This is a genomic window from Cohnella xylanilytica (assembly GCF_014212175.1).
In the GTDB taxonomy this organism is placed as follows: Bacteria; Bacillota; Bacilli; order Paenibacillales; family Paenibacillaceae; genus Cohnella; species Cohnella xylanilytica.
Window position 1 is genome coordinate 32,575 of sequence record NZ_JACJVR010000029.1, and the last position, 13,344, is coordinate 45,918.

12 protein-coding genes are annotated in these 13,344 nt (G+C 62.3%); 1 reads left to right on the top strand and 11 read right to left on the bottom strand.

From position 1 onward, the window contains the following. Positions 1–2: 2 nt before the first annotated feature. Positions 3–1,466 carry an MFS transporter gene (locus H7B90_RS08435; protein WP_221481970.1) on the top strand — a complete coding sequence of 488 codons (1,464 nt, stop codon included), beginning with the start codon at positions 3–5 and terminating at the stop codon, positions 1,464–1,466. Between the two features lie 53 nt (positions 1,467–1,519). On the opposite strand, the gene rlmH is transcribed toward H7B90_RS08435, so the two are convergent. From rlmH to H7B90_RS08490, 11 genes are all read right to left on the bottom strand, one after another. Continuing rightward, entirely contained in the window at positions 1,520–1,999 is a 480-nt protein-coding gene (rlmH, locus tag H7B90_RS08440; protein ID WP_185135418.1) for a 23S rRNA (pseudouridine(1915)-N(3))-methyltransferase RlmH, read from the bottom strand. Positions 2,000–2,479: 480 nt separating this feature from the next. Further along, positions 2,480–3,280 carry a glycerophosphodiester phosphodiesterase family protein gene (locus tag H7B90_RS08445; RefSeq protein ID WP_260410867.1) on the bottom strand — a complete coding sequence of 267 codons (801 nt, stop codon included), beginning with the start codon at positions 3,278–3,280 and terminating at the stop codon, positions 2,480–2,482. 28 nt (positions 3,281–3,308) lie between these two features. Beyond that, positions 3,309–4,670: an ABC transporter substrate-binding protein gene (locus H7B90_RS08450; RefSeq protein WP_260410868.1), complete on the bottom strand. Its 1,362-nt coding sequence runs from the start codon at positions 4,668–4,670 to the stop codon at positions 3,309–3,311. Between the two features lie 330 nt (positions 4,671–5,000). Next, positions 5,001–5,825, bottom strand: a complete 825-nt coding sequence (locus tag H7B90_RS08455) for a carbohydrate ABC transporter permease (protein ID WP_185135450.1) — start codon at positions 5,823–5,825, stop codon at positions 5,001–5,003. Positions 5,826–5,877: 52 nt separating this feature from the next. Continuing rightward, positions 5,878–6,756 (bottom strand): carbohydrate ABC transporter permease, encoded by an 879-nt coding sequence (locus H7B90_RS08460; protein WP_185135419.1) that lies wholly within the window; start codon positions 6,754–6,756, stop codon positions 5,878–5,880. Continuing rightward, positions 6,749–7,801 (bottom strand): ABC transporter ATP-binding protein, encoded by a 1,053-nt coding sequence (locus H7B90_RS08465; RefSeq protein ID WP_185135420.1) that lies wholly within the window; start codon positions 7,799–7,801, stop codon positions 6,749–6,751. The genes H7B90_RS08460 and H7B90_RS08465 overlap by 8 nt, the downstream gene beginning before the upstream one ends. 28 nt (positions 7,802–7,829) lie before the next feature. Then, on the bottom strand, positions 7,830–8,591 hold the full coding sequence (locus tag H7B90_RS08470) for a DeoR/GlpR family DNA-binding transcription regulator (RefSeq protein WP_185135421.1): 762 nt from the start codon (positions 8,589–8,591) through the stop codon (positions 7,830–7,832). Positions 8,592–8,757: 166 nt separating this feature from the next. Then, positions 8,758–10,056, bottom strand: a complete 1,299-nt coding sequence (locus tag H7B90_RS08475) for a sn-glycerol-1-phosphate dehydrogenase (RefSeq protein ID WP_311772700.1) — start codon at positions 10,054–10,056, stop codon at positions 8,758–8,760. Then, positions 10,053–10,967, bottom strand: a complete 915-nt coding sequence (locus tag H7B90_RS08480; RefSeq protein ID WP_185135422.1) for an HAD-IIA family hydrolase — start codon at positions 10,965–10,967, stop codon at positions 10,053–10,055. The genes H7B90_RS08475 and H7B90_RS08480 overlap by 4 nt, the downstream gene beginning before the upstream one ends. 183 nt (positions 10,968–11,150) lie before the next feature. Continuing rightward, entirely contained in the window at positions 11,151–11,927 is a 777-nt protein-coding gene (locus tag H7B90_RS08485) for a hypothetical protein (protein WP_185135423.1), read from the bottom strand. Between the two features lie 122 nt (positions 11,928–12,049). Further along, positions 12,050–13,246: a YhgE/Pip domain-containing protein gene (locus H7B90_RS08490; RefSeq protein WP_185135424.1), complete on the bottom strand. Its 1,197-nt coding sequence runs from the start codon at positions 13,244–13,246 to the stop codon at positions 12,050–12,052. Between the last annotated feature and the right edge of the window lie 98 nt (positions 13,247–13,344).

Genomic DNA, 13,344 nt, shown 5'->3' on the forward strand with positions numbered 1-13,344 from the left:
GCGTGTGCGCGTGCACCATCCTGGTCGTGGGCCTCGTCGCCGCCATCAATCTGGCTGTTCCGATGCTCGCGGCCAGCGGGCTGCACCCGAGCTCCTCAGAGCTGCTGTGGATCGTTGACGCTTATGTCGTCGTGTTCGCCTGCCTGGTCATCCCGGGGGGCGCGGCCGGCGACCGATTCGGACGCAAGGGCGTGCTGATCGCCGGGCTCGTCACGTTCGCGGCCGGGGCGGCGATCTCGGCCGTCTCGGCGAACGTGACCATCCTAATCCTCGGCCGCGCGATCACCGGCGTCGGAGCGGCGCTGGTGCTTCCGAACTGCGTGGGAGTGCTGGTTCACGCGACATCACCCGAACGGCGCGGCCGAGCCCTCGCCATCTGGGGCGCGACCACCGGCATAGGCGGGCTCGTCGGCAACATCGCCGGCGCGGCTTTGCTGACTACAGGATCATGGCGAACCCTGTTCATGGCCATCGTGCCTGTTGCGCTTCTCTGCGCGATCTGGTCGGCTCTTGCCGTACGGCGCAGCAGCCGCAGCCCACGCAGTCTTGACCCTGCCGGCACCGCCTTGCTTGTCGCAGCAACCATTGCTCTCTTAATCGGCATCATCGAGGGGCCGGGGAGCGGTTGGAGCAGCGCCGTCGTCATCGCCGCGTTCGGGGCCAGTGTCGTGCTCGGCTCCGCATGGGTCGTGGTCGAACTGCGCGTTCGTCACCCCTTGCTCGACCCTCGCCTGTTCCGCATCCCCCTGCTCAGCACCGTCAGCCTGGGTATGCTCGTGATGTTCTTCGGCAGCTTTGGCTTGTTCTACCTCAACGCTTCGCTCCTGCAGTACGGCCGCGGGTACTCCGTCCTGCAAGCCGGGCTCGCGATTGTTCCTATGACGGTGCCTATGCTGCTCGTCGCTCGATACGTTCCCGACCTGGTGAGGCGCGTCGGTATTCCCGCAACGCTGTCCGCTGCCTTCCTCGCCATCGGCGTCGGACTGTTCGGCCTAACCTCCGCCTTGCACCAACCTTATCTCGCCTACGCAGCCTGGCTCGTCCTCATCGGAATCGGCTTCGCTCTCGCTCTCCCATGCCTGACAGCCGAACTCACGGCGGCGCTGCCCGCCGAACAAGCCGGGGTCGCAGGGGGACTTCAATCCGCAACCCGGGAACTTGGCAGCGCCCTCGGCGTCGCGATTGTCGGCACCGTGTTGACCGAGAGCTTCACCCGGCATCTTCCGGCAAGCCTTCAACGCGACGACCCGATTCCGCGTACGGTAGCCGAAGCCGTCGCTGCGGCTCCCGCTCAGCAAATCGCTATCATCGACTCCTTCACCACCGGAGCCGAATCCGCGCTGCAGGTGGCAAGCGTCGTCACTCTTATCGCAGGAGTCCTCGTCGTCACGGCCGCATTCCAGGCTAGCCGACGACGACGCGAGCAGAGCGCAACCGCTGTGGGTTCGACATCCCCCAATGGATAAGAAGTATCAGCGAGGATAGTAGATAGATTACAATTAAATCCAAAAATTTGCCGTCACTTATGGTACGGTTCACCCCGATTAATCTTAAACGCCCGGTAAACCTGCTCCAGAAGCAGCACCCGCATGAGCTGATGCGGGTAGGTCATGCGCCCGAACGACAGCTTCTTGTCGGCGCGGGACAGGACGGCCGGCGACAGGCCGAGCGAGCCGCCGATGACGAAGCTGACGGAGCCGCCGCCGTAGACGGCCTGGCGCTCCAAGTGCGCGGCGAGCTGCTCGCTCGACCACGCCTCGCCGTCGATGGCGAGCGCCACGACGTGCGCGTCCGGCTTCAGCGCCGCCAGGATGCGCTCGCCCTCGCGCACGCGCACCTGCTCCTCCTCCGCCGGGCTCATCGAGTCCGGCGTCTTCTCGTCCGGCAGCTCGCGAATGTCCAGCCGGGCGTAAGCCCCCAACCTTTTCGCATATTCCGCCACTCCGTCCGACCAATACTTCTCCTTCAGCTTGCCGACGCACACCACTTGAATCTGCATAGAACCGCTGCCTCCGCTCCAGGTTGCTCTGTTCCTTACAGCTTATCCCATCCCCGCCATCGACGCAAAAAAAACTGCAACTGCCCAATTCGCATACCGTTTGTTATCCGGGCTCAGAGTCGCTTATCTTTGCGGAGATCGTGTCGAGTCGAGCCTCCACATCTTTCCTGGCTCCCGTTGCGATTGGGGGAGGCGGCTAACGAATCGTATAAACGCTATTTCGTGCCGGAAGCCCGTTTTTCCCTCGATTGGCCCTAAATAAGATCGCTGGAGTTCGTTAGATTTTCAAAATGGGCTTTTAACGCTAAATGGTTCGTTAGACAGAAAGGTGCATATGGACCGAGAACCCTGTGTTTCCGATTGCAGCCATGAACGAGGCTTCCATGCCTCCGCATTCTAAGAAGTTTGCAGCGAAATGGTCGTTCGTAGAAAAAAAGAAAAAACCGCAGATGAACAACGTTCACCTGCGGCAGCCAAGCGCTACGCGTCCTTATGAATGCTGCCCGCCATTTCCGATTCCTTCCGCAGCCGCATCGCCGGCTCGAGCTCGTTGACGGTCAGGAGCCTCGCGCCGCACTCGAGCGCATACCGGACCTGCTCGATCCGATCCGGGCAGTAGCACCACGCCTGAATGCCCATTCCCTCGAATTCCCTCACGATGTCCGCGTTCAGCAGCTCCATCGGGATGCCGACCGCCCACATCTTGGAGTACGTGCCCTGCTCGCCGGGAACGAAGTTCGTCATCAGCTGCCCGGGAAATCCTTGCGTCCGGAACCCATACTTGTCATGGATGTAGGCGAGAACCTCGGCGTCGAAGCAAGTGAAGGCGCAGCGCGGCAGCAGGCCGAATTCCTTCAGCTGGCCGATCGCGAGGTCGGCCGTCCGCATCGCGTCCGGGCCCTTCTTGATCTCCACGTTGAGCAGCACGCCCGGATAGCCGCCGATCAGCCCGCACAGCTCCCGCAGCGTCGGAATCTCGAGCCCCCGGAACGCGTCGCTGAACCAGCCTCCCGCGTCCAGCGCCTTCAGCTCCTCCAGCGTAAAGTCCCGCACGAGCCCCGAGCCGTTCGTCGTCCGGTCGACGGAGTCGTCGTGGATGACCACGACTTCCCCGTCCTTGGACAGGTGAAGATCGAATTCCAGCATGTCCGCCCCGTAATCCAGCGCCGCGCGAAATGCCAGCAGCGTGTTCTCCGGATAGCGGCTTTTGTACCCCCGATGCCCGGCTACCGTGATGCCCGCGAAGCCTTCCAGCCGTTCCATTCCAACCGTCGCTGTCATCGTTCCTCCACCCTTCTGGCCCGCGGCGTTATTGCGCGAGAATCTGTTCGGCCGACTTCTTGAAGCCGTCGAGCGTGGACGGGATGTCCTTGTTGTCGTACATGATCGCTTCGATCGCGGAGAAGAACTCCTTCATCACCTCGGGCCAATGCACGCTCTTGTTCGTATCGACCGCGTATTGCAGCTGATCGTAGGCGACCTTGCGGTTCGGCTCCTTCGCCCACAGATCCTGGATCTCCTTCGATTCGGTCATGGCCTTGGTGAAAGGAAGGTAGCCCGACTGGACGATGAACGCCTGCGCGCCTTGCGGGTCGGTCTCGAGCCAGTTCAGGAACTCCCACGCGGCATCCTTGTTCTTGGAGGTCGACAGCATCACCACGTTGCCGCCGCCGGTCGGCGTCGCGTTCCGGACGTCCTTCGGCAGGAACGCCGTCGCGTAATCGAACGTCACGGAGCCCGCGAGGCCGCCGATCGAGCCCGTCGATTGGAACATCATCGCGACCTTGCCGTCGATGAACATATTGTTGACGATATTGCCCGAGTCCTTGGCCGGCGGATAGTACAGGGCGCCCGTGTTCTGCAGATCCTTGAGGTACTGGAACGTCTTCACGCCTTCGTCGCCGTAGCCGACCGACGTGCCTTCGTCGTTGAAGAACTTGCCGCCGGCCTGCGTGATCATCGCGAGCGGATACCACGTGTCGTAAGGCATCGTCAGGCCGTAGCGCGACACTTGGCCGTTCTCCTTGACGACCAGCGCGTTCGCCGTCTTCTTGAGCTCTTCCCAGGTCGTCGGAACGGACAGCCCCTTCTCGTCCAGCAGCGTCTTGTTGATGTGCAGGATCGGCGTGGAGCGGTTCAAGGGAAGGGCAACCAGTTTATCGTCGAAAATGGAGTGACCCATCAGAGCGGCCGTAAAATCGTCGGCGCTCAGCCCGGAGGACGCGAGGTACGGAGTCAGATCTTCGAGCACGTCGGAATCGGCGAACATCTGCACGTAGGCGCGCTCGAGCATGCTCACGTCCGGAGCGGTGTTCGACGCCAGCCCTTGCTGCAGCTTCGTCACCGTCTCGTCGTAGCCGCCTTGGAACGTGCCGACGACCTCGACGTTCGGATGCGAATCGTTGAACCGCTTGATCAGCTGGTCCATGTACTCGCCGTTCTTGCCGGATAGCGAATGCCAGAATTGAACGGTCGTCTTGGAGCCAGACCCGGAACCGGAACCCGACGCCTCCGGGCTAGCCGACTCGCTCGCCGTCGCCGACGGACTCTGCGAAGGAGTCGCGCTCCCGCCCGCCTGATTATTGGCGTTGCCGCCGCCTCCGCAGCCGGCCAGTACCCCGAGCAGCATCGTCGCGCTCATCATCATGCCCAGCTTGCCACCCATAGCCATCTTTTTCACCGTTTTTCCCTCCACATGAGTCTTTTTAAATAATCTTTTTTTCGCGCGGCGTGAAGAGCGTGAGGAGTTGGCCGCCTTGTCCCCCTGAAATTTTCGGTGAATAGCAGCGCAAAAAGCGAAATCGTTCTGGAAAAACGAAGTGGTCGCCTTTGCCGCCGGATTTCTACCTTTTCTGGGGGTTACCATTCATAGAAATCCGGCGGCAACAGCGATTGGAAGAACGATTCGCTCCCAGGCGCCCCCCAATCACCGCATTTTCCGGGGGACTATAGGGGTCATCTCTTTCCGCCTCGCACGCTTCTATTGCAAGGGAATTAAAGATTATTTAATCCCCGAATAGACGAAGGCCTTCACGATCCACTTCGAGCAGAACGCGTACGCGATCAGAATCGGAATGACCAGCACGACGTTGCCCGCCATGACGATGTGCCAATTCGTGATCCCCTCGGTCTCCCGCAGCATCGCGATGCCCAAGGTGAGCGGCCGCACCGAGTTGGAATTCGTCATAATGAGCGGCCAGAAGTATTCGTTCCAATGGCTGACGAAGCTGAACAGCGCGATCGTCGCCAGCGCCGGCCGGGACATGGGCGTCATGAGCTTCCAGATGATCTTGAACTCGCTCGCGTTGTCCAGCCGGGCCGACTCGACGAGCTCCTCGGGAATCTGCATGAAGTACTGACGCAGCAGGAAGATGCCGAACGCGTTGGCCAGGAACGGGACGATCTGCGGCAGCAGCGTATCGATCCATCCCCAATCGGCGAGCATCAGATAGACGGGGATGAACGTCACCTGGCCGGGGATCATGAACGCCAGCAGCACCAGCCCGAACAGCAGCCGATGGCCCGCGAACCGATACTTGGCGAACGCGTAGGCGGCCGGGATCATCACGACGAACTGAATGACGAGGATGGCGGCCGTCACGACGACGGAGTTGCGGGCATACGTCAGGAACGGCCCCGCTTGCATCGCGTGGACGAAGTTGTTCCACTGCGGCACGGCGGGAACGAACGTCGGCGGAACCGTCGTCGTCTCCTGCAGCGTCTGCAGCGAGGTCGAGACCATCCACAGGAACGGGAAAACGAAGATCATCAGCACGACGGCTTTGAGAACCGCGCTGAGCGTCAGCTTGGCGTACCGCAAATCCATGGTTTTCACGAATAAACCTGCTCCTTTGCCTGGCCCGGACCGGAGGCGCCGCTTATTGATAATGCAGCTTCCGGGACAGCAGCCGGAAGTAGAGGAACGTCAGCGCCCCGACGACCAGCATCAGCACGACGCCCGTGGCGGACGAATAGCCGATGTTCGTCGACCGGTACCGGAAGATGTAATACACGATCGTGGACGTCGCTTGATTGGGACCGCCGTCGGTCATGACCTGCACGGTATCGAACACCTTGAACGACCCGATCGTCATGATGACGAGCACGAAGAACAGCTGGGGAGAGATCAGGGGCAGCGTGATTCGGAAAAACAGCTTGAACCGCCCGGCGTTATCGAGAGCCGCCGCTTCGTAGATGCTCGGCGGGATGCTCTGCAGCGCCGCGACGAGAATGAGCGCGTAATAGCCGATGCCGTGCCACACGGAGACGATGATGACCGAGACCAAGGCCGTCTTGGAGCTCTGCAGCCACGTCGAGGTCGGCAATCCCAGCGACTGCAGGACGTAATTCAGCAGGCCGTGTGAGGGCTCCATCATCCAGAGCCAGAGCAGCGCGATCGAGACGATGGACACGATATGCGGCGTGAAGATTCCGGCCTGAACGAGGGCGTTCCAGCGGCTGCTCCTCCGAAGCCACAGCGCGATCAGCAGAGACAGGATCATCGTGAGCGCCACGACGCCGACCGTGTACCAGACCGTGTTGACGAGAGACTTGTAGAAGTCGTCGTTGCCGAAGAGCTTCCTGTAGTTGTCCCAGCCGATAAACTTGCTCTTCGCCTTGTTCATCAGGTTGTACTTGTAGAAGCTGAGCCGGACCAGGTAGAGAACCGGATACACGACGAACAGCACAATGCCGGCCATGGCGGGAGCGATCATGACGTAGGGACGCAGCTTCTCCCAGAGGGCATGGTTACGCATAGACGAGCCCTCTCGCCGCTTCCAGATACCAGCGGACGTCGGAGCTTCGCTCGTCGATCCTCCGCCCGTCCGCGCCGAAGAAGTGCAGCTTCTCGGCCGGAACGCCGACGTAGACGGGCCGGTCGACCTCGAAGCGGTCCTCCGCGCTTCTGACCATATACGCCTGCTTGTCCGTCCGCACCTGGTAGATCGTCTCGGAGCCGAGCATCTCCCGGGTCGCGATGACCCCGCGTATGCAGAGGTGATGATCCAGCGGCTCCTCGGACAGCGCCGCGCTCTCCGGCCGGAACCCGAGCTGGACGCCGTCCGGCCCGAGCTCGGCGATATTCATCGGCGGAAGGCCGATGAACTCGGCGGCGAATCGATTGGCGGGCCGATGGTACATCTCCGCCGGCGACGACATCTGCTGGATGACCCCTTCGTTCATGAGCACGATCGTGTCGGCCATCGACATCGCTTCCGTCTGGTCGTGGGTGACGTAGACGAACGTCGTCCCCAGCTTCTTGTGCAGCTCGATCAGCTCGACCCGCATCTGTACGCGCAGCTTCGCGTCCAGGTTGGAGAGAGGCTCGTCCATCAGGAAGACGGACGGCTTCTTCACCATCGCCCGGGCGAGCGCGACCCGCTGCCTCTGGCCTCCGGACAGGGCCGACGGCTTGCGATCCAGCAGCCCGGACAGCCCGACCGTCTCGCCGATGCTCTCGACGAGCCGCTTGCGCTCCTCCTTCGGCACCTTGTTGTTTTTGAGGCCGAACTCGATATTTTCCCGCACCGACATCGTCGGATAGATCGCGTAGTTCTGGAACACCATCGCCACGCCCCGCTGCCCGGGAGCAACGCGGCTGACGTCCTTCCCGTCGATCAGCACGCGCCCCGACGTCTGGGGACCGATGCCGGCGATCATCCGCAGCAGCGTCGTCTTGCCGCAGCCGGACGGTCCGACGAGCACCGTGAACTTGCCGTCTTCTATCGTCAGATCGAGGTCTCGAATAATCGCGGTGCGGTCGAACGACTTGGTCACTTGCTCGAACACGATCGAAGCCAAACTCCATCCCTCCTATCCGTCGGCGTTGTCACACCGTATACACCGTAATGCCGTGGTCCTGCAGCGCCTTCACGTCCGCCTCCGCCGCTTCCTTGCCCGTGATGACCGTATGGATCGAGCGGATCGGGGCGACCGAATGCAGCGACACCTTGCCGATCTTGCTCGCGTCCGTCACGACGATGATCTCGCTGGCGGCCCGGATCATCTCCTGCTTGGCCGGCACGAGCTGCGCCTCGGGATGCATCAGACCGTGCTGCGGGTGAAAAGCGGGCGTTCCGATGAACGCCTTGACCGCATGAAGCGAGCGGAGCACGTGGTCGGTGAACATGCCGTTGAGCATGTAGCTGTGGGGATACAGCTCGCCGCCGGTCAGAATGACCTTGATCTTGGGCGAGTCCCGCAGCTCCGCCGCCACGTTCATGTCGTTCGTGACCACCGTGATGTTGGAGCGGCCCGCCAGGTTCTTCGCGATGTGCAGCGTCGTCGTCCCCGAATCGATAATGATGTGGTCGCCTTCGTTGACGAGGCTCGCGGCCATCTTGCCGATTCGCGCCTTCTGATCGAGATTCACCGTCGATCTCTCGTTGAAGGAAGGCTCGTCGTTCGTCCACTGCTCCGCGATCGCCCCGCCGTGCGTCCGCTTCAGCAGCCCTTCCTGCTCCAGCTCCGCCAGATCGCGCCGGATCGTCGCGTCGTGGACGTTGAACTCCTTGGACAGCTTGCTGATCGTCGCCGTGTTATGCAGCTTGACGTATTCCAGCACCCTCATTTTTCTCTCCGCAGGCAACAAACCGGCTTCCGCCCCTTCGCTCGAAATTGTTCATATGCTCGCATTTGCACTCATTCGTGTTTATTTGCGTTCGGTTCGATTATAGGAACGAAGGATCAAGGACGTGTTAACCGGGTTTAAACGCTTTGTTATTCTTTTTTGGGGCTTGCGGTTCTCGCGGTTCGCGTTAGCGGGGCTGGGACGGGAACGCCCCAAGCTCGTTATAGGCGCGCAGCAGGGTGAAGCGTTCCGCCCGGACGCGATGGGCTTCGCGCAGGCTGCGCCGCAGCAGCTCGGGCTCGATCGCCAGCTCCTCCGGCGTCGTCGGCCCGCCGGCCCGGGCCAGCAGCTCCGCGAGCGCCTCCGGCTGCGGGATTCGCCGCAGCTCACGCTCGAGCGCGCTCCAGCGGCCAACGATGCGGTCGGCCATGCGCGCGGCCAAGGCGTCGCGGTTCATAGGGCCCCCGTCCGTCCGGGCCGCGGGGAGCCACCTGTCCGGACCGAGGTCCGCGAGCCGGCGATACAGCCGGCTGATCTCGACGCTCGCGACGCCGACCTTCGCTCCGTGCAGCAGCTGGCGCTTGCCGAGCCGGATGTATTCCATCTCCCAGTAGTGGGACAAGTGGTGCTCCGACCCGGAGGCGGGATGCGACCGGCCGAACAGCAGCATCGCGAGCCCGGATTCGATCAGCGCTCCGATCAGCGAATGGATGCCTTCTTCGGTTCGGGCCGCGATCCGGTCGACGTTCGCGACGCACGTCTCGAGCGCGAGCCGGGTCCGGTCCGCCGCTTCTGCCAGGTACGGCTCGTCCGCGACCTCGGCGCCGAACCTCCAATCGAACAGCGAGGTGATCTTGCCGAGCATGTCGCCGAAGCCGGCGGCCGCCAGCCTCGCGGGGGCCCGCGTCAGCACGTCGAGGTCGGCGAACACCGCGTCCGGTCCGACGGCCGGGATCGTGATTTTCTCGCCGCGCAGAATGACCGGGGCGCCGAGCGAGTTGAAGCCGTCGACGGAGGGCGCCGTCGGAACGGAGAGGAAGGCGGCGCCTGCGGCATAAGCGCAGAATCGGGCGATGTCATGCAGGGTGCCGCCCCCTACCGCGATGACGGCCGGAGCGCCGCTGCGCTTCAGGTCGACGAGCAGCTGCAGGAGAGCGACCTCGTCCGCGATCACGTCTCCCTGCGCGTTCGGGCTGATCCGCGTCGCCTGGACGCCTACGCCCGCCGCTTCGAGCCGGCGGGCCAGCCTGTCGCCGGCCGCCTCGTACGTCGCGGCGTCGGCGGCGATGACGGCTTGGCGGATGCCGCGCTCCTCCAGATAGGGCGCGACCGCTTGAAGCGCCCCCGCTTGAATGAGGATGCGGGGAACCGCCCGATCCTCCGCCCCCGGCTCCCGTTCCGAGAAGCCGGCCCCGCCATAGCTCGGATCTCCCGCGCCGTGTTCAAGATTGTTGCTATCTGCTTGGTTCATTTCCGCTTGGTTCATATCTTCGCGATTCCTTCCTCCAGGCTTGCGCCGTTGATGTCCTTGCCGGTGATGGGATTGCCGTTGGCGGAATCGCTGACGGAATCGTTGGCGGATTGGCCGCCGGCGGCTTCTATGCCTTGCTCCAGCCAAAGCGGCAGCTCGGCCAGGGAGCTCCAGATCCAGTCGGGCCGCAGGGCAGGGCCCGCCGCTTCGGCTTCCTCGCGCGAGACGGAGCCCGTCAGCATGAGCGCGGCCGCGATGCCGGCTTGGCGGCCCATCGCGATATCCGAAGCGAGGCTGTCGCCGACGACGAGGCACCGCTCGGCGGGCAGCCCCAGCGCTTCGAGGGCGGCCTCGGCCATAAGCCGGGACGGCTTGCCGATGACGACCTCGGCCTTGCGCCCGGTCGCCGCCTCGATCGCGCCGATCATGCCGGCGACGTCGATCGCTTCGCCGTCGTCGCCCGGGAACGAGCGGTCCGCGTTGGTCGCCAGGATCCGCGCGCCGTGCCGCACGGCCCGGAACGCCTCGTTCAGATCGCGGTAGGTCAGAGTCTCGTGCAGCGTGATAAGCAGCCATTCGGCCTCCTCCGGCTTGGCCGCGAGAGAGACGCCGTGGACCCGCAGCTCGTCCCTCAGCCCCTCGTCGCCCAGCGTCCACACGGCGTCGCGGGGATGATTCCTTTTCAAATATAGAGCGGCCACCGTCGAGCTGAGCACAATCTCCTCCTCCCGAGCCTCCACGCCCATCCCGCGAAGCTTCGCCGCGCACATCTCGCGCGAATAATTCCCTCTATTGCTCAGGAAGACGACCCGCTTCCCCATTCTCTTCAATCGCGCGATCGCCTCGGCCGCCCCTTCGATCGCCCGCCTTCCGCGATAGACCGTGCCGTCGAGATCGATAATGAAGCCTTCGAACATCGCATCCATTCCTTCTCTTGAACATTCGATTGCCCTTTTCTGCACACTATTGCTCACTCTTGCTCATTTCCGTTTGTTTGTGATTATAGAGACCGTTTATTTCGGCGAAGTCAGGCGAATGTCATTCGCATGTAAAAATAAAAAAGCGAACCCCCGGAACGATCCGGTCGGTTCGCTTTCTTACACGCTGTTCTAACGACAAGCTGGTTCAGCCAATCGGCGGATTTCATCGCTTAACCTTCGATTGACGGGATAAACCCCTTCGATGAACTCCAAAATGCGAAGCGCCGATTCGGGAACGCGATCGTATCCCTGCAGCATGTCTCCTACTATATCCGCGAAACGAGGGAATCTCTTTTCCAGCCGCCTCTCGTTGCCGAAGGGGTCGGGATCATAATCCGCCTCCGGCTCCAGCAGATGAAGCACGGACAGAATCCTGTCGATAGCGTACCCTTGAACGAACCTCATCGCGGACAGTCGCTCGCCCCTTGCATAGCGGCCGAGCCCTACATATAGATTCGTTAAGGCTTCGTTCAGAGGGTGCTCCAAGGAGTCCTTCTTTAAGCTGGGGATCGGGTTGGAGGGTTTGGCGATTCCCGTATTGCCGTACAGGGGATCCTTCCAGACGACCCGGCCTTCCGTATAGGACGCGTCCGCCAGCTCCTCTTCCTCGAATACGGCGTATTCCCCGAAGATTCCGTCCTCGAACAGAATCTTGTACCCGAGCTCCGAATTCTTGAACGCATAGGCAAGAGGGCGTACTTCTTCGAGCCAATCCAACCGATCGATGAACCTGTCTTTGTACCCGGGCTTCACGATTACGAAGAAGTCCAGATCCGAATAGTCGTCCAGCCGTTCTGTCTCGATCCCGACCGAACCGACGCCTAGCAATAAAAGAGCCCCTTCCTTGCGTTCGAGCGACTTGCCGATCTCGTCGAGCCTCTGCAGCAGCAGTTCCGTTCTCCGCATGACGAATCCTCCCTTGGTCAGGCATGCAAAAAGGGTCCAACCCCCTTCTCAGCGAGGTTGAACCCTAAGGTTACATTGCCTTTATTATCCTATCGCGAAAATAACACGTATTCTCGTCGCTGTCAATGCGCATCCGCGCCCGCGACCTTCGTATCCGTCGCGGCCTTCGAGCCGCCGCCGCGCGGCTTGCGCGCGGCCGAAGCCAGGGCGACCGCCGCGCCGATGCCGGCGATCCACCACAGAACGCCGTACGGCAGCGACATCCCTTCCTCGCCGCCGAAGTACATCAGGCTGCGCAGGCCCGAAGCCGCGTAGCGGAACGGCGTCCACGAGTACAGCCAATCCTGCGTCGCCTGCGGCATGAATTCCGGCGGCAGGTTGAGCAGCGGCATCGAGAAGAACAGCAGCAGCACGAGCAAGCCCATGGCCGGGAAGCCGAGCCAGTTCAAGAGCGCCGTCTGCATCAGGAAGAACGCCGAGGCGGCCAGCCACAGGAAGAGCCATACCGCTCCGCTATCCCGCAGCTCCATGCCGTACCACGAATTCGCCATCCATACCGTGAAGCCCGAGACGACCGCGCCCAGCGCGAGACCGAGCAGCACTTGCGCGCTGGCGACGCTCCATGGCCTTCCGGCGCGGCGGGCGGCCGATGCCGCCAGGAAGAGGAAGATGCTGCCCACCAGGCTCCCCATCCACGTAATTTGAGTGAGCATGTTCGGAGCGCCGCCGTTGCCGTTGTTCGCGCCTACCGGATGAACGACGATCTCCTCCGTCTGGAACGGAGCGAGCAGCGCCTGCGCCGTGCCGATCGGCACCTGCTGCGTCCGCTGCCCCAGCTGCTCCAGGACCATGCGGGACAGCTCGCCTCCCATGTTCTTGGCCACTTGGCCCAGCATCGTCTTCACGGCCGCAGCCGCCTGCGAGTTCATGCCTTCGTTCACGTACAGCTTCACGACGGCCGGCTTCGGCTCCGCCGATTGGATCGACGCCACCCCGGCGCTGAAGTCGGCCGGAATGACGAGAGCCCCGTACACGTCCTGCCGGTCCAGCGCCGCCTTCGCGTCTTCTTCCGTCGGCATCGCCCGCCACTTCACCGGAAGCTGCGCGATCCCCGTAATTTTCTCCTTCACCGTCTCTCCGAGCGCCAGCTGCCCGCCCCCCGGCACGTCGACCGGCCGGTCGAGCACGACCAAGGCGACCGGAAGCGACTTGGCCTTCGCGCCCAGCACGGACCCCATCATCGCCAGCCCGAAAATCATGAGCACCGCTAACACGACTGCCGTACCGATCCACACGAATTTCTGTCTAAGGATGGACATCGTTCGCACCGCCTCATCATTTTATTGAACATGTTGTTGATTATCGATCGCACTGTTAATTATAATGAGGGGGTGAGGAAGATCAATAAGCAGAACAA

Excerpts from the sequence above, each read along its gene's own strand:
- H7B90_RS08485 (WP_185135423.1), bottom strand. The coding sequence starts at position 11,927 with ATGCGGAGAACGGAACTGCTGCTGCAGAGGCTCGACGAGATCGGCAAG.
- rlmH (WP_185135418.1), bottom strand. The coding sequence starts at position 1,999 with ATGCAGATTCAAGTGGTGTGCGTCGGCAAGCTGAAGGAGAAGTATTGG.
- H7B90_RS08445 (WP_260410867.1), bottom strand. The coding sequence starts at position 3,280 with ATGACAGCGACGGTTGGAATGGAACGGCTGGAAGGCTTCGCGGGCATC.
- H7B90_RS08450 (WP_260410868.1), bottom strand. The coding sequence starts at position 4,670 with ATGGCTATGGGTGGCAAGCTGGGCATGATGATGAGCGCGACGATGCTG.
- H7B90_RS08455 (WP_185135450.1), bottom strand. The coding sequence starts at position 5,825 with ATGGATTTGCGGTACGCCAAGCTGACGCTCAGCGCGGTTCTCAAAGCC.
- H7B90_RS08460 (WP_185135419.1), bottom strand. The coding sequence starts at position 6,756 with ATGCGTAACCATGCCCTCTGGGAGAAGCTGCGTCCCTACGTCATGATC.
- H7B90_RS08475 (WP_311772700.1), bottom strand. The coding sequence starts at position 10,056 with ATGAACCAAGCGGAAATGAACCAAGCAGATAGCAACAATCTTGAACAC.
- H7B90_RS08480 (WP_185135422.1), bottom strand. The coding sequence starts at position 10,967 with ATGGATGCGATGTTCGAAGGCTTCATTATCGATCTCGACGGCACGGTC.
- H7B90_RS08490 (WP_185135424.1), bottom strand. The coding sequence starts at position 13,246 with ATGTCCATCCTTAGACAGAAATTCGTGTGGATCGGTACGGCAGTCGTG.